The sequence below is a fragment of the Kitasatospora sp. NPDC059599 genome (genome assembly GCF_042735125.1).
Classification (GTDB): domain Bacteria; phylum Actinomycetota; class Actinomycetes; order Streptomycetales; family Streptomycetaceae; genus Kitasatospora.
In genome coordinates, this window is the sequence record NZ_JBHWCL010000133.1 from 2,914 (window position 1) to 23,141 (window position 20,228).

At 68.0% G+C, this 20,228-nt stretch carries 11 protein-coding genes and 3 pseudogenes; 4 read left to right on the forward strand and 10 right to left on the reverse strand.

The features are described 5' to 3' along the window. A partial coding sequence (locus ACFV04_RS33660; RefSeq protein WP_380534638.1) for a tetratricopeptide repeat protein occupies positions 1-1,844 on the reverse strand: 1,844 nt, incomplete at its 3' end. 313 nt (positions 1,845-2,157) lie between these two features. On the opposite strand from ACFV04_RS33660, the gene ACFV04_RS33665 reads away from it, so the two are divergent. Next, entirely contained in the window at positions 2,158-2,370 is a 213-nt protein-coding gene (locus tag ACFV04_RS33665) for a hypothetical protein (RefSeq protein ID WP_380534640.1), read from the forward strand. 838 nt (positions 2,371-3,208) lie between these two features. Here the strand turns inward: ACFV04_RS33665 and ACFV04_RS33670 are convergent. The 4 genes and pseudogenes from ACFV04_RS33670 to ACFV04_RS33685 form a co-directional block, all read right to left on the reverse strand. Further along, positions 3,209-4,045 (reverse strand): annotated as a pseudogene (locus tag ACFV04_RS33670) (ISAs1 family transposase); the annotation flags it as partial. Between the two features lie 38 nt (positions 4,046-4,083). Next, positions 4,084-4,263: pseudogene (locus tag ACFV04_RS33675) on the reverse strand (transposase family protein); the annotation flags it as partial. Positions 4,264-4,435: 172 nt separating this feature from the next. Further along, positions 4,436-4,816: a TipAS antibiotic-recognition domain-containing protein gene (locus ACFV04_RS33680; protein ID WP_380534642.1), complete on the reverse strand. Its 381-nt coding sequence runs from the start codon at positions 4,814-4,816 to the stop codon at positions 4,436-4,438. Between the two features lie 185 nt (positions 4,817-5,001). Beyond that, positions 5,002-5,385 (reverse strand): hypothetical protein, encoded by a 384-nt coding sequence (locus tag ACFV04_RS33685; protein WP_380534644.1) that lies wholly within the window; start codon positions 5,383-5,385, stop codon positions 5,002-5,004. 184 nt (positions 5,386-5,569) lie between these two features. Here ACFV04_RS33685 and ACFV04_RS33690 point away from each other — a divergent pair, with 184 nt between their 5' ends. Next, complete coding sequence (locus ACFV04_RS33690) at positions 5,570-5,713, forward strand: hypothetical protein (protein ID WP_380534645.1); 144 nt, start codon at positions 5,570-5,572, stop codon at positions 5,711-5,713. A 107-nt stretch (positions 5,714-5,820) separates the two neighbouring features. Here the strand turns inward: ACFV04_RS33690 and ACFV04_RS33695 are convergent, their stop codons facing one another. Further along, complete coding sequence (locus tag ACFV04_RS33695; protein WP_380534647.1) at positions 5,821-11,226, reverse strand: DUF6531 domain-containing protein; 5,406 nt, start codon at positions 11,224-11,226, stop codon at positions 5,821-5,823. A gap of 1,082 nt (positions 11,227-12,308) precedes the next feature. Between ACFV04_RS33695 and ACFV04_RS33700 the strand changes: the two genes are divergently transcribed. Beyond that, a complete protein-coding gene (locus ACFV04_RS33700) occupies positions 12,309-13,715 on the forward strand; it encodes an IS1380 family transposase (protein ID WP_380534649.1) in 1,407 nt (468 codons plus the stop codon). A 126-nt stretch (positions 13,716-13,841) separates the two neighbouring features. On the opposite strand, the gene ACFV04_RS33705 is transcribed toward ACFV04_RS33700, so the two are convergent. After that, the gene (locus tag ACFV04_RS33705) at positions 13,842-14,201 is read right to left on the reverse strand and encodes a hypothetical protein (protein WP_380534650.1); all 360 of its coding nucleotides are present in this window, start codon (positions 14,199-14,201) and stop codon (positions 13,842-13,844) included. Positions 14,202-14,300: 99 nt separating this feature from the next. Beyond that, positions 14,301-15,224 carry a transposase family protein gene (locus ACFV04_RS33710; RefSeq protein WP_380534652.1) on the reverse strand — a complete coding sequence of 308 codons (924 nt, stop codon included), beginning with the start codon at positions 15,222-15,224 and terminating at the stop codon, positions 14,301-14,303. Between the two features lie 793 nt (positions 15,225-16,017). Between ACFV04_RS33710 and ACFV04_RS33715 the strand changes: the two are divergent. Continuing rightward, positions 16,018-16,521 (forward strand): annotated as a pseudogene (locus ACFV04_RS33715) (GH25 family lysozyme); the annotation flags it as partial. A gap of 68 nt (positions 16,522-16,589) precedes the next feature. On the opposite strand, the gene ACFV04_RS33720 reads toward ACFV04_RS33715, so the two are convergent. Together ACFV04_RS33720 and ACFV04_RS33725 are read right to left on the reverse strand one after the other, a co-directional pair. After that, positions 16,590-18,278: a S8 family serine peptidase gene (locus ACFV04_RS33720; RefSeq protein WP_380344333.1), complete on the reverse strand. Its 1,689-nt coding sequence runs from the start codon at positions 18,276-18,278 to the stop codon at positions 16,590-16,592. A gap of 176 nt (positions 18,279-18,454) precedes the next feature. Beyond that, a partial coding sequence (locus ACFV04_RS33725) for a M1 family aminopeptidase (RefSeq protein WP_380534654.1) occupies positions 18,455-20,228 on the reverse strand: 1,774 nt, incomplete at its 5' end.

The window sequence follows — 20,228 nt, forward strand, 5'->3', positions numbered from 1 at the left end:
TGGGCAGATTCGCTCCAGTGGCCGGCTTGCCCGACGCTGAAGGCGTGCTGGTACCGGGAGTCCAGGGTGTCCAGATCGTCAGGGCCCAGGACGCGGGTTTGGTCGGGGACGAGCTCGGCGAACCATCGGACGGCCGCAGCGTGATCACCGGCCTCCCCGAGGCTGTACGCGTGCAGGTGGCGGGAGTTCAGGGTGTCCTCGTGGTCGGGGCCCAGGACGCGGGTTTGGTTGGGGACGAGCTCGGCGAACAACTGGGCAGATTCGCTCCAGTGGCCGGCTTGCCCGACGCTGAAGGCGTGCTGGTACCGGGAGTCCAGGGTGTCCAGATCGTCAGGGCCCAGGACGCGCGTCTGATCAGGGATGAGATCGGTGAACAGCGCGGCGGCCTCGGCGTAGTTCCCCGTGCCCCCGACGCTCCGGGCATGCAGGTACCGGGAGTTCAGGGTGTCGCGATGGTCGGGGCCCAGGACGCGAGTATGGTCGAGGACGAGCTCGGCGAGGAGGCTGGATGCCTCGGTGTACTGTCCCATCGCCCCGATGCTCTGCGCATGCAGGTACCGGGCTCTCAGGGTGTCATCGTCGTCAGCGCCCAAGGCATTGGCCAGGTCAGGGATGAGCTCGGTGAACAACCTGGCGGCATCGTCGTAGGAGCCCAAGCAGCCGAGATAGTTGGCGTGCTCCTGGCGGGATTTCAGGGTGTCGGGGTTGTAGCGGCCCAGGACGCGCGTCTGGTCGGGAATCAGGTCGGTGAGGAGACCGACGGCCTCGGCGTAGGCCCCTCCGCGCCCGAGACTGCAGGCATGAAGGTAGCGGGACATCAGGGTGATCTTGTCGTCGGCGCCCTCGGTACGGATCTGTTCGAGAACGAGCTCGGCGAACAACCGCGCGGCATCCTGATGGTTGCCCTTCCCGTACGCGTCCATGGCTTCCATCCACAGCCGGTTGACCGGCGAGGCCTCAGCAACCGTGCTGGTCCGAATGTTGTCTTGGTTCTCCAGGACAACGGCTGCCGAGGTCACGGCAATGAACTGCCCGGGGGCAGGGGGACGGTGGGGAACGACCTCCTGGAGCTCGGTAGCGATGAGCCGGAGAGCCTGGTCGTCGGTGTCGTTGATGGAGGCCGCGCGGGCGAGGGCCTGGTCGATGTCGTCGCCGACCAGATCAGTGCTGGTCCCGCTGCCCGAGTACGAGCTTCCCAGGACGGCATCGGAGCCGGACAGCTTAGGCCCGGTGGCAGCGGCTTTGGCGCGAAACCTGTCGAGTTCGTCAGTCAGTTCCCGGACCTGTCGCTGCACCCTGACAGCGAGTTCCTCGGTCTGGCGTTGTTTGCTGCGGGTGCGCTCCAGCTCGTCCGCAGCGCGGCCTTCTTGGCCGAGCACGCGGAGGAGCTGGCGTTGGGTTTCCTCCAGTTCCCGCCGGTGGTCCGGGCGGGACAGGAGAGCGTCGCGTTCGGCGGCCAGGGTCCTCACCCTGTCGTGCAGGGTGTTGGTCATCCCTAGGAGCACGATGATCAGCTGGCTCGAGTTATGCAGGGCCTGCTGCAGCTCGATCTGCTGTTCTTGTGCCCTGACAAGCCGGTCATACGTCTCCAGCTGTTTTGTACGCACAAGCTCCAGCTCGGTGGTGCTCCGGTTCGGTGGCTGATCGAGGCTCCTGGGCGAGGCTGGACTGTTGGCTGCGCGCAAGAGCTGATCGGCCTCGCTCAGTCGGCGTTCGCGCAGTCGTGGATCGGCCACAGTCACGGTCACCAGCACGCGTACGAATGCCGGCTCGGGAAGCCTCCCGGATAGGTATACGCCGACCTGCGTCTTGGAGTACTTGATCTTCTCGGCGACTGCGGTCATCGTGAGTCCGCTAGCGTCCACCTGGGCCCGGAGGAAGCCGGCCAGCGCCTCAGCCTCGGGTGTCTCGGCCCGTATCGGCCCCCATGGTCGGCCTCCACGGCGCTGTCCTGGCATGCTCAACTCCCACCCCTGCCGGGCCTCTTTGTCCGGGCCGTCCCGGGAGAACCCGCCGTTGTCCGGACCTTACCTGCGGTGACGTCCTCTCCGCTTGGGGACTACTACGACCAACTGCACCATCTCCCCATCAGGCCGGAGTGGACCGGCCCACCCGCTGGAGCCCGACGCTTGGCCCCGGCTAATCGAAGGAGAAAGCGTGCCTCTGCCCAGCCCGAACTCGGCCGACCAGCCCGGCTCGGCCCCGTTCATGACGGTGCATACCGCTATCGTGCTGCTGACCGCGGCCTTCATCGGCCTGGTCGTCGGATGCCTCACATACCTGAGCGGAAGCCCAGTCGCAGGCGCTGTCCTCTCAGGACTGTCTAGCTTTGGTACAGGTATTCCGGTCTTGCGCCAGCTGATCCGCTGACCCCGGAGCCACGCACGAGCCAGTGACCGAAGCGGAAACGTAGCGGGCCGTCACCACGATGGTCTCGATGGTGACGGCCCCCCACTTCCCGCGAACCAGCTCTGCGCGAGCAGCCGGGCCCGGATTCGCGGAGATGGGTTGGTGTCCGGGGCCGGGTGTAGCGGTCCCGGGCCTCAGCTGTTCATCTGCTGGCCGCCAGATCAAAAATCGGGTCATTCGTTCAGCTGAAGGAGCAGTTCAGCGCCGCTGGCTGCCTCGATCGGGTGGTCCTCGTAGTCGAGCTGGGGTGGGCCGCATGGGCGTTGTCGACGGCCTGAGGGGCGAAGACCGTGACGGTCGCGCCGGCGGTGGAAGGCCAATACAGACCAGTCGAACAACAACTCTTGCCAGTACCGGATCCCTATCGCTGTCGTCGGCTCTGGGGCTCGAGGTCAGTCCTTGGCACCTGTCTGACGCAGACGTCGTTCGATGACCTCAACCTCGTCGATCGTGAAAGGCTTACTGCTCCCGTTGATTGGCTGTACTGGGCTTTGTTGAGGCACCAGTACCCCATCGAATGCCGGGGCGAGGAGTACCGGATGGGCGTCAGCTGCGACGGTTCCGCTGGGCCTTACGGCGTCGGACAGCGGGAGCACAGCGCTGCGCATCCCTTGCGGCGGGTACTGCAGGGCTTCGGCGTAGTCGGATGATGCCCGGTTTCTGATCATCCGAGGCCGAGGAGGGCGAGTGGTCGGCGGGGGTCGCGAGCGTTGCGGCGGAGGGCGGCAGCGATGTTGGTGACGCCGGAGCGTTTCAGGATGCCGATGGCGAGGTTGCGCCACGTGGCCATCGCCCGGGGTGCGTTGCCGGTCCGCAGTTGGGAGGCGTCCTCGGCGAAGGTGGTGTCGCGGACGTGGTGCAGGGACTCGATGCCCCAGTGGTCGCGGACCAGCCGGTCGAGCCGGGCGGGGGACGCCTGCTCGGCGGTCAGGCTGGTGACGGCGTAGATCGTCTTGACGGTGGTCTCGCCGGTCTTGCGGTCGGTGCGGCGGCGCTTGATCTGGATGGCCTGTCGAGCGCCGGGGAACAGCAGCCTGTTCACGGTGGCGACCTTGATCCGGCGGATCTCGCAGCGCCCGTGGCCGGTCTCCTTCGTCCGACCCAGGAGCGGGATGTCCCGCCAGGGAAGCGACTTGAGCTGCTTGCGGAGACTCTTCTGGTTGCCCTTGACGATCACGATGTAGTGGGCCTTCCGGCCGAGGAGGTAGCCGGCGTGCTCGCGTTGGGTGTGCAGCGCGTCGCTGGTGACCACCGTCCCGGCGAGGTCGGCGACGGTGTCGAGCAGGGGCTGGAAGCAGGTGATCTCGTTCGTTTTCTCGCCGACGTCCAGCTGGGCCAGGACCAGGCTGCTGGTGTGCTCCATGGCTGCCAGGAGGTGGATCTTGCGGCCCTTTGCCTTGGCGGCGCCGCGCAGGCTTTTGCCGTCCACCGACACTCCGCGCAGGTCAGCGCCACCGCTCGGTTGCGGGCAGCGGTCGGCGAGCCAGCGGCCGACCGCCCGGTCCAGCGCGTCTGCGTCGAGGCGGGCCAGCAGTCGGCGCACGGCGGACTCGGAGGGCGCCAGGCGCCGCGGCAACAGCGGATCGGGCCGGACGCCGAGCCGTTCCAGCACGTGGACGGGGCATCGGCGATCCACTCACCGACCGCCGCAAGCGAGGTTGCCCCTGCCAGCACCGCGCACGCGGTCAGCGCGAGCACGACCGCCAGCGCATGCCGCACGCCGCGCGGATCGCGCGGGTCGGGCACCTCCGCGAGCCGTTCCAGCAGCCCCGGAACCTCCTGGAGGCCAGGACCGGGCTGCCGGCGGAGCTGGTCAAAGGCGGACGGGATCAGCGATGGTGCGTCGGTAGGCACGGTCTTCCAGTCGGATCACGGGGCATCGAGAACTCCATGATCTTGGAAGCCGTGCCTGCTTCCGTTCCGGTAGCCACCTGCCCGACAGACCGTCATGAACCGGACGCCACACGAAACGCCGGAGCCCTGCCCTGCCCTGTCAAGGGCAAGATCACGATCTGTCGCTGGAGTACTACGAAGTGAAGCCGACTCCCCGTTCGGCGAATATCCTCATCGCCTCACCCAGGAATTCCACCATCCCGGGATGGTAGGAGTTGTGAAACTCCCTCATGGCGTCGTCTTCCGCATAGAAGAGTGCCATCCCGACGTACGCTTGCCTGCTGGGGGCGTAAAACCGGCAGGCTATGCCGAAATGCCGGCCGACGAGCTCCTGGATCTGGGGATCCCCGGGCAGGGAACCGTCCAGGCAGGCCGCGATCTCCCGGTACAGCACATCCCAGTCCTGGTGGACCTGAGGCCTGTCAACGTGCTCCCAGTTGTTGGTCTCGGCAAGGCTCTTCGCCTGCTCTTCGGCCAACGACCGACGACACTCTTCCTCGTGCTGATTCCCCATGGCACCAATTCTCTTGTCCGGCTGTCGATCCAGGCGGAACAGTGGCACAGGCCCACCGAATCGGCAAGCTGTTTACTTGAGCGGCTCAGTCGATTCGTCAAGGGCAGCCAGAAGGGTCTCCGCAAGCAGCTCAAGTCGCTTCCCTGGCGGGACATCCCGCTCCTGGGTCGGACGAAGGAGACCGGTCACGGGCGCTGCGAGATTCGCCGGATCAAGGTCACCACCGTGAACGGGCTGCTGTTCCCCGGCGCCTGCCAGGCATCCAGATCAAGCGCCGCCGCACCGACCGCACGACCGGAAAGGCCACCATCAAGACCGTCTACGCGGTCACGAGTCTCACCGCCCACCAGGCCGCCCCGGCCCAACTTGCGAAGCTGGGCCGCGGCCACTGGAACATCGAGTCCCTGCATCACGTCCGCGACATCACCTTTTTTCAGTTCAGTAGTAGGCCAAAAAAGCCGCGACGGCCCGCTGGATGAACCAGCGGGCCGTCGCGAAATATCAAGGCTAGTTTCCGAGGCCTGCGCGATTCCGATAGAAATCAAGCCGAGCTTGATCCAATTCAACATTGCTCAAAATATCGTTTGCAGCATTAACCACGCCGAGTGACCCCGCCCTGAGAAGTTCCCTATAGATCAACCAGAGCCCAGCCCGAATCGTCTCGCAAGAGCGAGCGTAGAGACTCGCTCCCGAGTCGCAATCCTCCTCTCCAGAGGAACACCAGAGGATGAGCCAGAGGATGCCCTTTGCCTCATGCTGGTCGATTCCGTCAGCAAGGATCGCCATGAACACGGCACAAACAGCCGGCGCCGGCTGCATAAGGTTCGACTGAATGAAGACATGATCATCGAGGCTTCGGATCGCCGCAGCTTCCTTGTCTACAGCGATCGACTCTAGAAGAGGAACAAGATGAGCAGCCGACCTCCCGCAGCCACACTCCATGCCAGCCCAGTCATACCGCTCGATTTCTGCACGCGCCAGACTCACCGAAATCTCGTCTCCAACTATCGATCTTCATGGCGGAACCATGGGCCGCGGGGATCTCCGGCGACGTCCGGGCCGAAGGAGCTCGGCGGGTAGTCCGCCTGACATTTCGGGCACACATACTTGCCAACCGCCAAGTACCCGCCCTCGGTCGACTCAGCTACGAAAGCAGTTCCGAATTGGACCTCTGTCCAGTCGCCGCCGAGCAGCTGGACCAGATTACCCTCCGCACAGAAGGACGCTTCGCAGATCGTGAAACCCGGGCCTGACGATGCCACAGCCAACTCTCCGGTGTCAGTGTGGTAACCGGAGACATAGGACCGGGAGGCGGTTGCCGAAGTTCGCTGGCCAAGCGCCGCCGAACTTGCCAGATCCTTGCCTCGTGCCAACTGTCCGTCAGGAGTCCATCCTTGCGGTGCTGGCTCCTTGTACTGGTAGGAGGGGCGGGACTTCGCCCCTGCTTCCCCACGTGAGGTCGGGCCGGTGGGCTCAGGGATCTCAGCCCCACTTGACGCACCTGGACGAAGGCCCTTCACGTAACGGAAGGCCGGGCCTATCAGGGTGCCCCCGGCACCACTCAGGGCACCCAGGAGGAGATCTTGGGGAGACGTAGGCTGACACTGAACGGTGTTGACGAGCCAGTTGTAGCTCGCGCCCACAACGGCGTTGACGCCTGCTGCCGTAGCGGTAGCTGTGAGGCCCTCAAGCCCGAGGGCTGCGGCGGCAGTGCCGCCGATTGGAGCAAGCAGCCCCGCGCCTACGCCGATGAGGGCGCCCTTGCCCGTGGCTGCGGCGAATCCGCTCCAGCTGAAGCCCTGGTCGCGGTGCTGCCACGCGTAGACGCCGCCGCCGATGACACCTCCGATGACGCCGCCGATGAGGGCGCTGACGCACATCGGGCAGGCGCCGGAGGGGTCGGTCTGATTGGTGAAGTCGTTGCCCACGTACGCGTAGGGGGAGCTGGCGGACGCGGGCCCGCTTCCGGGTAGAGGGTCGCGGGTGGTGAAGCGACCAGTGGCGGTGTCGTATTGACGGGCTCGTAGGTCGATGCGCCCGGCGAGGTAGGGATCTATGTACTGGCCGGTGAATCCGAATGGGCTGGCCGTCGGAGAGCCCGTGGTGGACGCGGTTGCGGTCCGGTCGCCCAGCGGCGTGTACGCGTAGGTGTTCTGGGACTTGCCGGCGCTGTCGGTAAGAGTGGTGATCGATCCGAGTCGGTCGTGCTGGAAATAGAAGGCTCCGGCCGGGGTGTTCATTGACTGTGGCAAGCCGGTGGGTCCGGCCTGGTAGTCAGCGATCAGTGCGCCTGTGCTGTTGGTATCCGTGGCAAGCTGCGGGAAAGCCCCGTTGATGTCCCAGCGACTCGTGCGATCGAGGGTCCCGTTCCTGCTGACGGCAGTTCGGTTGCCGTCAGCGTCATAGGTGAAGCCGTAGGCGCCCGAGGCATCGGTGGCGCTGGTAAGTCGGCCTGCGGGGTCGTAGGCGTAGGTAGCCGGTCCGGCTTTGGTCTGGTTGCCGTCCGCGTCGTAGGTGTAGTCGACACTGGTGCTACCGGCGGTGCGGCGGGTGAGCTGGTCACCGGCGTCGTACGTGTTGGTCGCGGTGGCGCCATCGGGGTTGGTCTGGGTGAGGAGGTTGCCAGCCTTGTCGTACCCGTACTTGGTTCCCTGGTTGGCGGCGCAGTCGGCGGCGGCACCGGTGCAGGAGCGGGTCAGGCGGCCGGCGGGGTCGTAACTGCTGAAGGTGGCCGGGCGGGGATTGCTTCCGGTGTCCTGGTACTGCTCGGCCGTGACACGGCCGTTGGCGTCGAGCGTGTAGGTCTTTGTGCCGCTGGCGTCGCTGGTTGAGGTCAGACGTCCGGCCCGGTCGTAGGCGCGGGTCTCCTTCACCGTGGTGCTCGTGGGCGCCTCGGAGGTGAGAAGGTTCCCGGCCTTGTCGTAGGTGAAGTAGATCCGCTTGTAGTCGGTGGCTTGGGCGGTGACGCGGTCGTCGTCGTCGTAGAGGAACGTAGTGGCTCTGCCGTCGGGGAAGGTGCGGCCAGTGAGGTTGCCGTTGTTGTCGTAGGTGTAGCGGAATCCGTTGGGCAGGCCTGGTGCGGAGACGGAGAGCAGACGGTCGGCGTTGTCGTAGGTGAGGTTTCTGGTGCCGGTGGCGTCGGTGACGCCGACTGGGTGGCCGACCTCGTCGAATGCGTAGGTGACCGTGGGTGTGCCGTCGGAGTAGCCGACCTTGGTGATCCGCCCGAACGCATCGTGGTCGGAAGTGATGCTCTGGCCACGGGCATTGGTGGCCTGCGTGCGGTTTCCGTCTGCGTCGTAGGTGAACGTGACGGTTCGGGCCAGCGGGTCCGTGACGGAAGTGACCTGGCCGAGTGCGCTGTAGGCGTAGGTGGTGGTGTGCTTCTCGGCATCCGTGCGGCTGGCCAGGGTGCCGTCCGGGTTGTACGCCTGGCTCGTGATCCCACCGTCCGGTGCAGTGATCGCAGTGGCACGGTTGAGCACGTCGTAGCTGTAGCGGGTGGCGTTGCCCAGGGCGTCGGTCGAGGAGAGCAGGTTGCCGTTGGCGTCGTACGTGCTGCTGCGCGCGTTGCCCAGGGGGTCGGTGACCGCAATTGTTTGACCGGCGGCGTCGTAGGCGGTGGTCCAGGTGTAGTCGGCCGGGTTGGCGCCGGTGACGTTCCCGCGGGGGTCGACGGTGGTGGTCCGGTGGCCGTCGGCATCGTAGCCGTAGGTGGTCCGCTCTCCCAGCTGGGTGGTCTGCGCGACGAGGTTGCCATCCGCGTCGAACTGGAACGTGACCGCGTCGCGGAGCGGCGTCTCCACCTTGGTCAGCCGGTCGAGGGCGTCGTAGGTGAGGCCGGTCTGTTGTCCGAGGCCGTCCTTTCGGGTGAGGACATTGCCGACGCTGTCGTAGGTGACGGACCGGATCCGGCCCAGAGCGTCGGTCGTACTGACCGGACGGCTAAGCGTGTCATAGGTGACCTGGGTAGTGTGGCCGAGCGGATCGGTGGTGGTGACCTGGCGTCCGGCTTGGTCGTAGCCGTACCTCCAGGTGAAGTCCGCCTGCTTCGCGCCGGTCGCGTTGCCGCGTGGGGTGGTGAGGCTCAGCAGGTGCTTCGCCTTGTCGTACGTGTAGCGGCTCGTCGCACCGGTCGGATCGGTGCGCGACGCAATGTTGCCGACCGTGTCGTAGCCGATCGAGGACTTGTGCCCGGCCGGGTCGGTGGTCGAGGTCACGCGGTTCCCGGCGTCGTAGCCGTACTGGGTGATCCCGCCCAGCGCATCCGTCGTGCTGACCTTGTTGCCCGCGCTGTCGTAGCCGACCGCGGTGATGTTGCCCAGGGGGTCCTTCGCGGCGGTCACGCGGTGCGCGGCATCGTAGGTGAAGCTGGCGGTGAAGCTGGCGGGATCGGCACCCGCAACATTCCCGCGGGGGTCGGTGACGGTCAGAGGCCAGCCGGCGCTGTCGAATGTGCGGGTGGTCTTGGCTCCGGTCGGCGAGGTCACGGAGACCTGGTTGCCCTGACTGTCGTAGCCGTAGGCGGTGGTCTTGCCACCGGGGCTTGTCGCGCTGGAAAGCTGCCCCGTCGGCGTGTAGGTAAGGGTGGCCGTTCCTCCGGCCGGGTCCTTGACCGATGTCAGGCGGTAATTGCTGTCATAGCCGTAGACGGTGTCGTGGTAGTTGGCGTCGCTGGCGCGCGTGAGGTTGCCGGCCGCGTCGTAGGACCAGGTCTGGGACCTGCCGCCCGGGGGGACGACCTGGGTCACATGGCCGGCGGCATCGAAGCTGCGGACCGTGCTGTTGCCGAGCGGGTCGGTGATGAGGACGGTATTGATGTAGCCGTCATGACCATAGGTAGTCTTGTTGCCGAACGGGTCATACTGGGCCATCAGGATGTTGCCCGCGTAGATGTCGGTCCAGACACCGCCGTCAGGGGCGACGGTGTCCGTCTCGCCGGCAAGGTAGTTGAACGTGGTCGTAGCGCCCAGGGCGTCCTGCTGGGATACCACCCGCCCATGGGTGTCATAGGCGTTTCGGACCTGAGCGTTGCCCAGGGGGTCCTTGACCGAGTTGAGGCGTCCGGCCGAGTCGTATCCGTACGCGGTCGTCGCTCCGTCGAGCCCGGTGACGCTCGTCAGAAGCCCGCCGGTGAAGCCATAGTCGATGCGGCCCCCAGTTGACAGCGTCACCCGGGTCAGCAGCCCGCCCGTGTAGGACAGCGAGGCGCTGCGGCCGGCCGCATCGGTAACCGACGACAACTGACCGCTCGTGTAGGCGAACGTGAGACCCTGCCCCGAGCTGTCCTGACGGGACACCAGATGTCCGGACGAATCGAAGGTGAGAGTCTGGTGGTCCTCCCTGGCCAGGACGAACCCACCGCCGCCGTTGGACTTCAGGACGGAACGCGCGGTGAGCGGCGCGACATAGGATCCGTCGCGCTGCTTGTGGTAGACGTACTGCGCCCCCTCCTCATCCGTGAACGTCACATCGCCACTCGAGCCGACGGCCAGCGACGCCGCCCAGAGCAGGGACCAGCCGGGGCCCAAAGGCCCTGACGCCGAGTTGTTCGACGCATAACTCCGGGCAACGACCAGCGGGACGCCGCGACCGGAGAACGCAGCGTCGGTCAGGGACTCGGTATACGCGCCCGTCGCCGTGTTGACCGGGTCTCCCCGCGCCGCCTGTGGCTGCGCGAAGCCCGCCGAGGAACCCCCGCACGGGCAGCCATAGGTCTGGCTGTCCGGAATCCCCGAGACGACGTGAGCGCCGACGGTCGCTGATCCAGCGTTACCACCGTCGATGTCGACGATGGTCGCGGCAGCGGTGATGCTGAACGCGGAATAGCGCGGCTCCAACGACAGGTCGCACGTCGCCGGATCAACCGTGGTGGTGAACGACACGCGAGGCGCCAGCGCCTTGATCGCCGGATCGGTCATGGCCAGGTAGGAGGAGTGCGAATCGACGACCTGCCCAAGGTCGAAATCGGTGGAGGCGCCACCACACTGGACAGACCATGTCACATGGACCCGATGCGGCGTGTCCGTAACCTTTCCGTTGACGAGGGGGCCGCTGTCGGAGTTGTCGATCTCGAATGACGCGGTGACCGTCTCACCGGCCACTACAGCACCCTCATACCGGACGAGACCGCCCCCGACGTCCACATTTTCCGTCCCCCGCAGGCTCCCGTCCGACCCGAACAGCAGGCCGTAGTCCGGCACACCCCACGGAACCGTGGGCGTGCCGGTGGACGCAGAAACAGCCCTGAACGCTCCCCCAGCCACCGGTCCGGCCAGCGAAGACTTCTCGACAGCCGAAGGGGCAGCACCCTTGCTCAGGGCCGACACCTTGTCAGCCACGGCCTTCGGAACCGTTCCGCCCTTGATGTCGGAACGCTCCTGCTTGACCTGCCCCTGCCGCTCCGCCAAGGACATCGGCTTCTGTGGTTTCACCGGCTGCGGCCGAGAAGCCGAAGCCGGTGAAACCGGGACTCTAGGGGCGGCGATCGCGCCACCCGCGCCCACCGCCATCGACAACGACAACGACAGGCCCACACTCAGCAAAGCCCGTATGACGGAAGCACGGCCCAAGGACAGCCGACGCGCCAGCCAATCGCTCGCCATCACTCACCAGCCCCACTGCAGCGGGCGAGCCCTGTGCGCAAACATGATCAGTTCCCCCTCGGAAATATGCATCGCCGACCGCATCGAAGTCGGCGTCTCGCAGGAACGTGACTCCGGCCGGGAGCCGCACACCATTCGCCATACCTGATCGTGAAAGCACGCAGCTGGACCACGCAGACGGCACGGCCGCATCACGGTGCGGCCGGTCACCTCGCCCAAGCGTTCCCGCACCGCATGAACCCCAGGTCAGACGACATCTGACCCCTCGATGGCGAGCCGTAACGTATCGGCTCGCCGCGTGTGCATGCTTCACGAGCAGGACCGACCATGTCAAGACGAACCGCATCGTCTCGTCAAGATCCTCCGACTGGAGCCTCGCCGCCCCAAGCACGGCACCGGCCACCCCGAGCGCCGCGCCCACCACCCCCGCATCCGTCGGCACGGCCGAGCTCGCCCAAACCGGCCCCGGCACCCCCACCGGCCTCATCGCCGCCACCGCCGCCACCCTCGCAGCCCTCGGCTCCGGCGTCCTGATCGCCGCCCCCTCGGCACCACCCGCCCCACCGACCCCACCAATGGCCTGACCGCCACCGAACGAGAACTCCTCCGCCTCCTCGCCGCCGGCCTCACCGACGACGACGCCGGCCAACGCCTCGACATCTCCTAACGCACCGTCAGCCGACACCTGTCCTCCCTCATGAAACGCCTCGGCGCCGCCAGCCGCTTCGAAGCCGGCACCAAAGCCGCCCACCACGGCTGGCTCTAGCCTGCGCGTTTCATCCGGGGTCGCGTCCGGATCATGATCGGAAAAGTGAAAGTGCCTTCCGAGCTGCAACGATGAGGCTTGTCTAAGGTCCCAGTCGTTCCAGCAGGAAGGCACTTTCTGCGTGCACACTCCCCGGTCACGCCCCAAGCTCGTCGTCAGTGCCGACGGGCACGGGGTGGTCAACCACGCCGGCTCGCGTCTGCTGGCGGATCTGCCCGACGCCACCTCGCTGACCGGCGCCTTCAGCGACGCCCTGCACCGGATGCGACCGCGCGGGACCGGGCACGATCCCGGCCGCGTCGCGGTGGACCTGGCGGTGATGCTCGCCGACGGCGGCGAGGCGATCCGGGACCTGGCCGTGCTGCGCGACCAGCGCGACGTGTTCGGCCCGGTCGCCTCCGCACCGACCGCCTGGCGCGTGCTCGCCGGCATCGACACCAACAACCTGAACGCACTGCGGGCAGCCCGGGCCGCTGCCCACGAGGTCGCCTGGCTGCAGACCGCCGAGACCACGGACGGGATACCGCCGGCCCGTGCCGGAGGACGTCAACTGCCCGGCCTGGTCCTGGACATTGATGCCACCCTGGTCACCTGCCACTCCGAAAAGGAAGAGGCGGCCGCCACCTACAAACGCGGGTTCGGCTACCACCCGATGCTCTGCTTCCTGGACAACACCGGCGAGGCCCTGGCCGGCATCCTGCGACCCGGCAACGCCGGAGCGAACACCGCAGCCGACCACATCACGGTCATCGACGCGGCCCTCGCACAGATTCCCGACGCCCACCGCCACGGCACCCCGGTCCTCATCCGAGCCGACAGCGCGGGCAGCGCGAAAGCCTTCCTCACCCACCTACGCGCCCTCAGGCAGCGCGGCATCCAGACCACCTTCTCCGTCGGACACGTCGTCACCGAACAGGTCCGCAAGGCCATCCGCACACTGCCCGACCAGGTCTGGCACCCGGCCCTGGAACAGGACGGCACCCTTCGCCCCGGCGCCGAAGTCGCCGAGCTGACCGGTCTGGTCGACCTCACCGGATACCCGGACGGCACCCGCATCATCGTCCGCCGCGAGCGTCCCCATCCAGGCGCCCAGCTGTCCCTGTTCGACCAGGACGAAGGCATGCGCCACCAGGCCTTCCTCGCCGACACGCCCGTCGCCGACGGCGGCTCGATCCAGTACCTGGAGGTCCGCCACCGGGCTCACGCCCGGGTCGAGGACCACATCCGCTGCGGCAAGACCACCGGCTTCGGCCGCTTCCCCTCCCGCCACTTCGCCATCAACCAGGTCTGGCTGGAGCTGTCCCTGACCGCGATCGACCTGCTGGCCTGGGCCCGAACCCTGCTGCTGGACGGCGAGTTGGCCACCGCCGAGCCCAAGAAGCTCCGCTACCGCCTCCTACACGCCGCCGCCCGGATCACGCGCGGAGCCCGCCGCCTACGCCTGCGGATCGCCGCCACCTGGCCCTGGCGCCACGAACTGACCGCAGCGTTCAGCCGCCTGATCGCACTGCCCCGACCGGCCACCTGACAGACCAAGCCGCCCCTGCCCACCCACGACCCGAGGGCCCAGGAGCACCCGGCCATCGCGCCGGGCCCTCGGCATGCCCAACGTCCGACGGAGCCTCCCGACCTCCGACACAGGGATCACCCCAGATCAGCCGACGCGAACCGAAACACGGAGGTTAGAGAAGGTGTCGGCGATGAGGGCCCGCAGGGTGACCTGGTGGGTAGGTGTCCACTCGAAGGTTTGGCCGGTGCCGGCGCTAGCGGCACGGGCGGTTTCCTCAGAGAGGCGGGCGACCTCGCCGTGCGCGAAGTCGCCGATCACCGTTTCCACCGCGTGGTGGAAGGTGCGGATCGCGTCGGTGAACTCGGCGAGGGCGGACGCGAGGCGGGCGGTGCGGCGGCCTACGGCGAGCGCGGCCAAGACGACGGCTTGGGCGTCGGCGAGGTGCTGCCAGGCCGCGTCGAGGCGCGTCGTCGACCAGGTCCTGCTCGAACTCGCCCACAGCATCGTCTGCCTGCGGCGACTCCGGGCGGCATTCTGAAACGATCAGTAACGACCTGGTGCGTGATTGCGGCGGCGATGTGACGGGCTGAGCGACGGCCGTTGTCAGGCTGTGGCGGTGCGGTCGGAGACGAGTCCGGCGACGGCGAGGTATGTGGCCGGGAGGGTGTCGCGGCGGTGGGTCCAGCGAGCCAGTCCCTTCCAGCGTTTGTGGTCGGCGAGGGCGTGCTCGACGGAAATGCGTTGGGACGAGTGCTCGTGGCGGGCTTGCTCACGGGCCTCGTGGACTTCCGGTGCGGCGATCTTGTTCGGTTTCCTCGGAGGCGTGACGGCCTTGCCCGGATGGTCGCGCCGCAGACCCAAGTAGCCATCATCGAGCAGTACTTGAACTCTCGGGAACTGCCGGAAGAGGTCGTCGATGCCCTCGCTTCGTATCGCTGTGGCGTCGTGCATGCGTCCGGGGCGGAGGTTACCGGCCCACAGGGTGCGGCCCTTCGCGTCGGCAACGACGGTGGCCTTCATCGTGTTCTGCTTCTTCTTGCCGGACACGAAGGCCCGACGTCCGCCGCGGTGCGATGTCGGGCGGCGGACCTGGACCTCGGTGGCGTCCAGCCGCAGTACGACGCCCTCGGCCTGGGCGTAGGCGAAGACGTCCGCCAGGGTTCGCAATCGGACCCCGGGACGGTTGGGCACCGCGAAACCGCGCTTGGCGAGCAGGGCCCTGACCTCGCCGATTGCACGACTGATAGTGGAGCGGTCGACACCGAACAGCAGGCCCAGGACGGCGTGCGGCAGGTCGTGCCGCAGGTAAATGAGCGTGGCGGTCACCCGGTCGACGAACACGAGCCGATGCCTGGCACCCGAGCCCGCCGCGCGTTGCCGCGCTCCACCACGGGCAGCGTTGCGCCGGCCCTCGACAACGACCTGCCACGGAGTGGCCAGTTCGACGACCAAATCCGCCAGGTGCCGGCGCGAGATGCCAGTCAGCACCCGATGGCCAAGGACCGCATGGTTCAACTTGATCGTCACATCGTCAAATGATGCCGCCCGCAACACTGCTGGTCACATCGCCGCCGCAATCACGCACCAGGTCGTAAGCCCGGGAGACTCATGTGCTGTGAACATGGGGATCTGGGGTTTTGAGCCGTCCTTCCTGATCGGGGTCGACGCTATTCAGCAAGCGCACGGAGCACGTCTGGCGGCGCTCGCCGGTAGGCAGCTGACGGGGTTCGCGCTGGTGCGGTTCGCCGAGGATGGGGATTGGTTTGCCGACTGCCCGGTGGTGCTGGGCTTCGACGGCATCCAAGTGGAGGTTTGCCACCGGTTCAGGAGCGACTCAGCGACGACGGGGTTGGGGAAGAGCGGATACCAACTTCGCGGCGGTGGGCAGGGTTGGGGGCCGGCAAGGCGCCAGCGCGAGGCCCTCGGCCCACCCCAGGGCACAGCTGGCCGCGGACTGGGACGAGGTAGACACCGATCTGATCGAGCATCAGCTCCGGTCAGCAATTGGTCAGCATCAGGACGAGCAGAGCCTGTCAAACAAGTCCGAACATGAGACCCGGCCGTCCCGGGACGCCCACCGATGCGAGCGTCAGGGCAAGCTTCGACGGTTCCCCGTCCAGTACCTCCAGACGGCCGACTGGCTGCTGGCAAAAAGCTCTCCCAGGGACACCGCATCGGGCATCGATGCAGGTCAAGGGGATGCTTCCGCACTCACCTGCCTGAATGGTGCTTGCGTGCCAACGCAGCCCAGCTCCCGAGGCCTGCCGACTTCTCACGGCTCCCCCGAGTCTGTACGATGCGTTCACCGGATCGGTCGACATACTTCGCCCAGCAGTACAACGGCTCCTACAACGCCGGCCTGATCCGCGGCGCCTACCACTTCGCCCTGCCGAACTCCTCCTCCGGCGCCACCCAGGCCGCCTACTTCGTCAGCCACGGCGGCGGCTGGTCCGCCGACGGCAAGACCCTGCCGCCCGCCCTGGACATCGAGTACAACCCCTACGGCGCCACCTGCTACGGCCTCGGCCAGAGCGCGATGGTCAGCTGGATCCGGGACTTCAGCACCACCGTGCACTCCCGTACCGGCCGCTACCCCACCATCTACACCACCACCAACTGGTGGGCCCAGTGCACCGGCAACTACGGCGGCTTCGGCACCACCAACCCGCTCTGGGTGGCCCGCTACGCCTCCACCGTCGGCACCCTGCCGAACGGCTGGGGCTACGAGACCTTCTGGCAGTTCGCGGACTCCGGCACCTTCCCCGGTGACCAGAACTACTTCAACGGCGCGGCCGACCGCCTCCGCGCCCTCGCCCTGGGCTGACGGACGGGCGTCGGTGCGGGGCCGCCGCAGTGCGTGCCCCGCACCGACGGGTGCGGACCGAAGAGGGGTCACAGGGCCTTGAGGCCGTCCAGCAGGTTCTGGCCGCCCGGGCTGCCGAGGCCGGTGCACGGGTCCCAGCCGGGCCCGGAGGCGAAGGCGCCGTTGCTGCCCTCGGTGACGTCCCGCAGCACGCCCGTCGCGAACTTCGCGTACAGCAGCGGGTTGAGGAAGCCGACCTGGGCGGAACCGGGCAGGCCCTGGTTGACCCGGGCGATCAGCGACGACCACATCGGGGCGGCCGCACTGGTTCCTCCGGTCTGGTTGAAGTTCACGCCGTCCACGCTCGGGATCACCACGCCGGTCTCGGGGTCGGCGAGCGCGGCCACGTCCGGGTCCCCGCGGCCCCGCTGGTGCGGCGGGTTGACGGAGGGCGGCACCATCACGGTGTCCTGGTAGGGCGGCACCGGGAAGATCGCGCTGACGCCGCCGCCGGTCCGGCTGCCCGGTCCGTCGTCCCAGACGGTCTCGCTGACGACCTGCCCCTGGCGCACGACCAGCCGGGTCCCGCCGACGCCGAGGACGTGCGGGTCGGATGAGGGGTAGTCGGCGTGGGCGCGTTCGTCGTCGCCCTGGTCGCGCGAGCCGTCGTCGCCCGAGGCGCAGCAGACGGTGATGTTCTTCTCCGCCGCAGCCGCGAAGGCCCGGTCGATCCGGTCGACCGCGCCGGCGGTGAACAGGCTTCCGGCGACCAGCTCGGGGTTGCCGTAGCTGCAGGAGACCACCGTGGGCCGGTGGTCGGTGTCGTTGACGATCCGGGTGATCACGTTGACCCAGCCGCGCTCGGTGAACTTGGTGAAGTACACGACGATCTTCGCCTTGGGCGCGAGGGCGCCGATCACCGCGAGGTCGAGCATGATCTCGCCGGTGGTGTCCGGGGTGTCGGGTTCGGAGTCCTGGCCCGGGTCGTTGCCGGGGCTCCCGACGTTCGGGATCACCACGTCGATGATGTCCGGCATCGGCTGGTGCAGGACGTCGACGAAGTAGGTCCGCAGGGCGTCGCGCGAGTAGCCCCCGGAGGGGACGCCCGGTGGTGTCTCCCCGTTGAAGGCGAGCACGGCGATGCACTGCCCGGCACCGTCGGTGCCCTCGGGGTAGGCGTACGGCGCCTGCAGATCCGGTGGGAGGAAGGCGCCGGGTCGGATCACCGGGGCGGCGTGGGCCACCGGGACCGCCCGGGCGGCGCGGCGGATCAGCAGCCGGGAGCCGATCGGCCGGTCGTCCAGGCCGAACACGCCGGTGACGACGTCCTGGAGCCGGTCCGGCACGTGGATCCGGCCCTCCCGGCCGCGGTAGACCCGGGGCTTGCCCCGCGCGTCCTGGAAGCGGTAGCGGGCGAGGGTGACCCGGAAGGCGTCGGAGACGTCGCCGGTGGTGCCGGTCAGGTTGACGCTGCGGGCCAGCGGGTCCTCGTCGGAGAGGGTGAGGCGGTGCTCGGCGGCGAAGGCCTCCAGCGCCTTGAGGTCCGTGGCGCTCCACCGGTGGGTGGCGGCGTACTCGTCGTCGGTCGGCACCGTACGGCGGGTCGGCGCCTGCAGCGCCAGCTCGTACACGTCCGGGCGCGGGGGCGCGTCGGGGTCGCGCCGTAGGTAGACGGTGACGGTGAGGGGGGTCCGTGGGTCGGCCGGTCCGATGACCCGCGCTCCGCCGAGCGGAACGCGGGAGCTGTCCGGCAGCGCCACGTAGTGGGTGCTCGACATGATCGCTCCAGCGGTCGGGTCAGCGCCGGGAGCCGCGCGACTTCGCGTCGTGTGCTTTCGACTGTCGACGTACGGCACACGCATATGCCGTACACGTACAGCGTCTCTCCGCCCGTGCCCCGCGTCAAGGCGCGTCGCCCCCGGCCGGGACCGGGGGCGACGCGGACGGGAGGGGGTCAGCCGTCGATGCGGTGCTGGCTCCAGAAGGAGCTCAGGTCGACGGTGGTGGCGGCCTGGGCCGCGGCCTTGAACTCCGCGGTGGTGGACACCCCGTACCAGTGCGCCTGCGCGTAGCTGCGCAGCAGCGTGGTCATCGCGGTGTCGCCGATGGTGCGGCGCAGGTCGTGCAGGGCGCACTTGCCGTAGCCGTAGACGACCGTGGAGTAGCGGTTGGAGTTGGCGTCCCAGTACGCCATCGAGTTGGTGATCCGTTCCGCCGACGAGGCCCAGGAGACGCTGTTCCAGCAGCCGTTGCCGGTCTTGCCGAGGGCGAGGTCGGTGGCGTAGTCGGTGAACGCCTCGTCCAGCCAGGGGCTGTTGTACTCGTCGTCGCCCACGATGCCGTACCACCACTGGTGGCCGATCTCGTGGGTGAGCGCCGTGGTGCTGACCAGGTCGAGGACGAAGCCCGGGTACTCCATGCCGCCGAACCAGAAGCTGTTGTCGATCACCGCGTCCAGTTCGCCGTACGGGTAGGCCCCGTAGCGCTGGGCGTGCGCGTCGACCGCCGAGGTCGCGGTGGTGAGCATCGACTTGGCGTCCGCACTGCTGATCCCCGCCACCGAGTAGACGTTGACCTTCACGCCGGCCGCGGAGGTGCCGGAGATCCTGGTGAACGGCCCGGCGCCCCAGGCGAAGTCGCGCACCTTGCTCGCGGTCGCCTTGGTGACGGTCCGCCCGGCCGCGCCGGGGGTGTCCACCGAGGTGCCGGTCGCGGGCACCAGCAGGCCGGACGGGTGGTCCAGGGTGACGGTGAAGTCCGAGGCCACGGTGTAGAAGGACTCGCCGTTGTTGGTGTACGGGTCGAGGTGCCAGCCGGCCGCGTCCCGGACCGCCAGGACGGGCAGGGCGTTGCCGAGGAAGTTGTAGGCGCCGTCGTGGCCGAAGCGGTCCGCGCCGCTCGGCACGGTGATGCCGAGGTCGAAGCCGACGGTGCCGCTCTGCCCCTGGGCGAGCGGCGCCGGCAGGGTGACCTTGAGCGCGGTGCAGTCCACCGAGAGCGGGGAGGGCGTCCCGCCGGTCACGTTGGTCACGGTGATCGGGGTGCTGGGGCAGCTGCCGTGGGCGTTGTCCCACAGCCGCAGGTACACCTCGTTCAGCGGGGTGGGCGAGGCGTTGCCGAAGGTGACGCTCTCGTGCCCGGTCCAACTGCTCCCGGAGGCGTCGCTGGTGAGGCTGACGGTGTACCCGGGCGCGGACGGGGTGCGGGTCGGGTCACCGGGCTGGGGCGGGGTGGTGCCGCCGCCGGAGGCGTCCAGGGTGACGTCGTCCAGGACGAAGCCGGTCTGCAGGCTGGAGTCCTCGACCCCGGTGAAGGCGAGCGTCGCGGTCTGCCCGGCGAACGCGGAGACGTCGACGGTCTTGTGCACGTACCCGTTCCCGGCGTCCAGGTTGGAGTAGGTGGCCAGGGTGGTCGAGCCGAGCTTGACGGTCAGTTTGTCGTAGGCGGTGCTGGTGGTGGTCTCGGCGGTGTCGACGTGCAGCCAGAACCCGAGCGTGGCCGTCGCGCACCCGGTGGGGAGGGTGAGGGTCTGCGAGAGCGTGTCGGTGTGGGTCGAGCCGTAGCCGTCGAGCCAGGCGTAGGAGCTGCCGGAGTGCGCGCTCTGGCCGCTGTCGGCAGTGATCGCGCCGCTGGGTGCGGTCCACGGCGAACTGCCGGACTCGAAACCGCCGTTGGCCACCACCTGGGCGGGTGTGCAGTCCGCGGCGCTCGCCACATTGGGGGTGGCG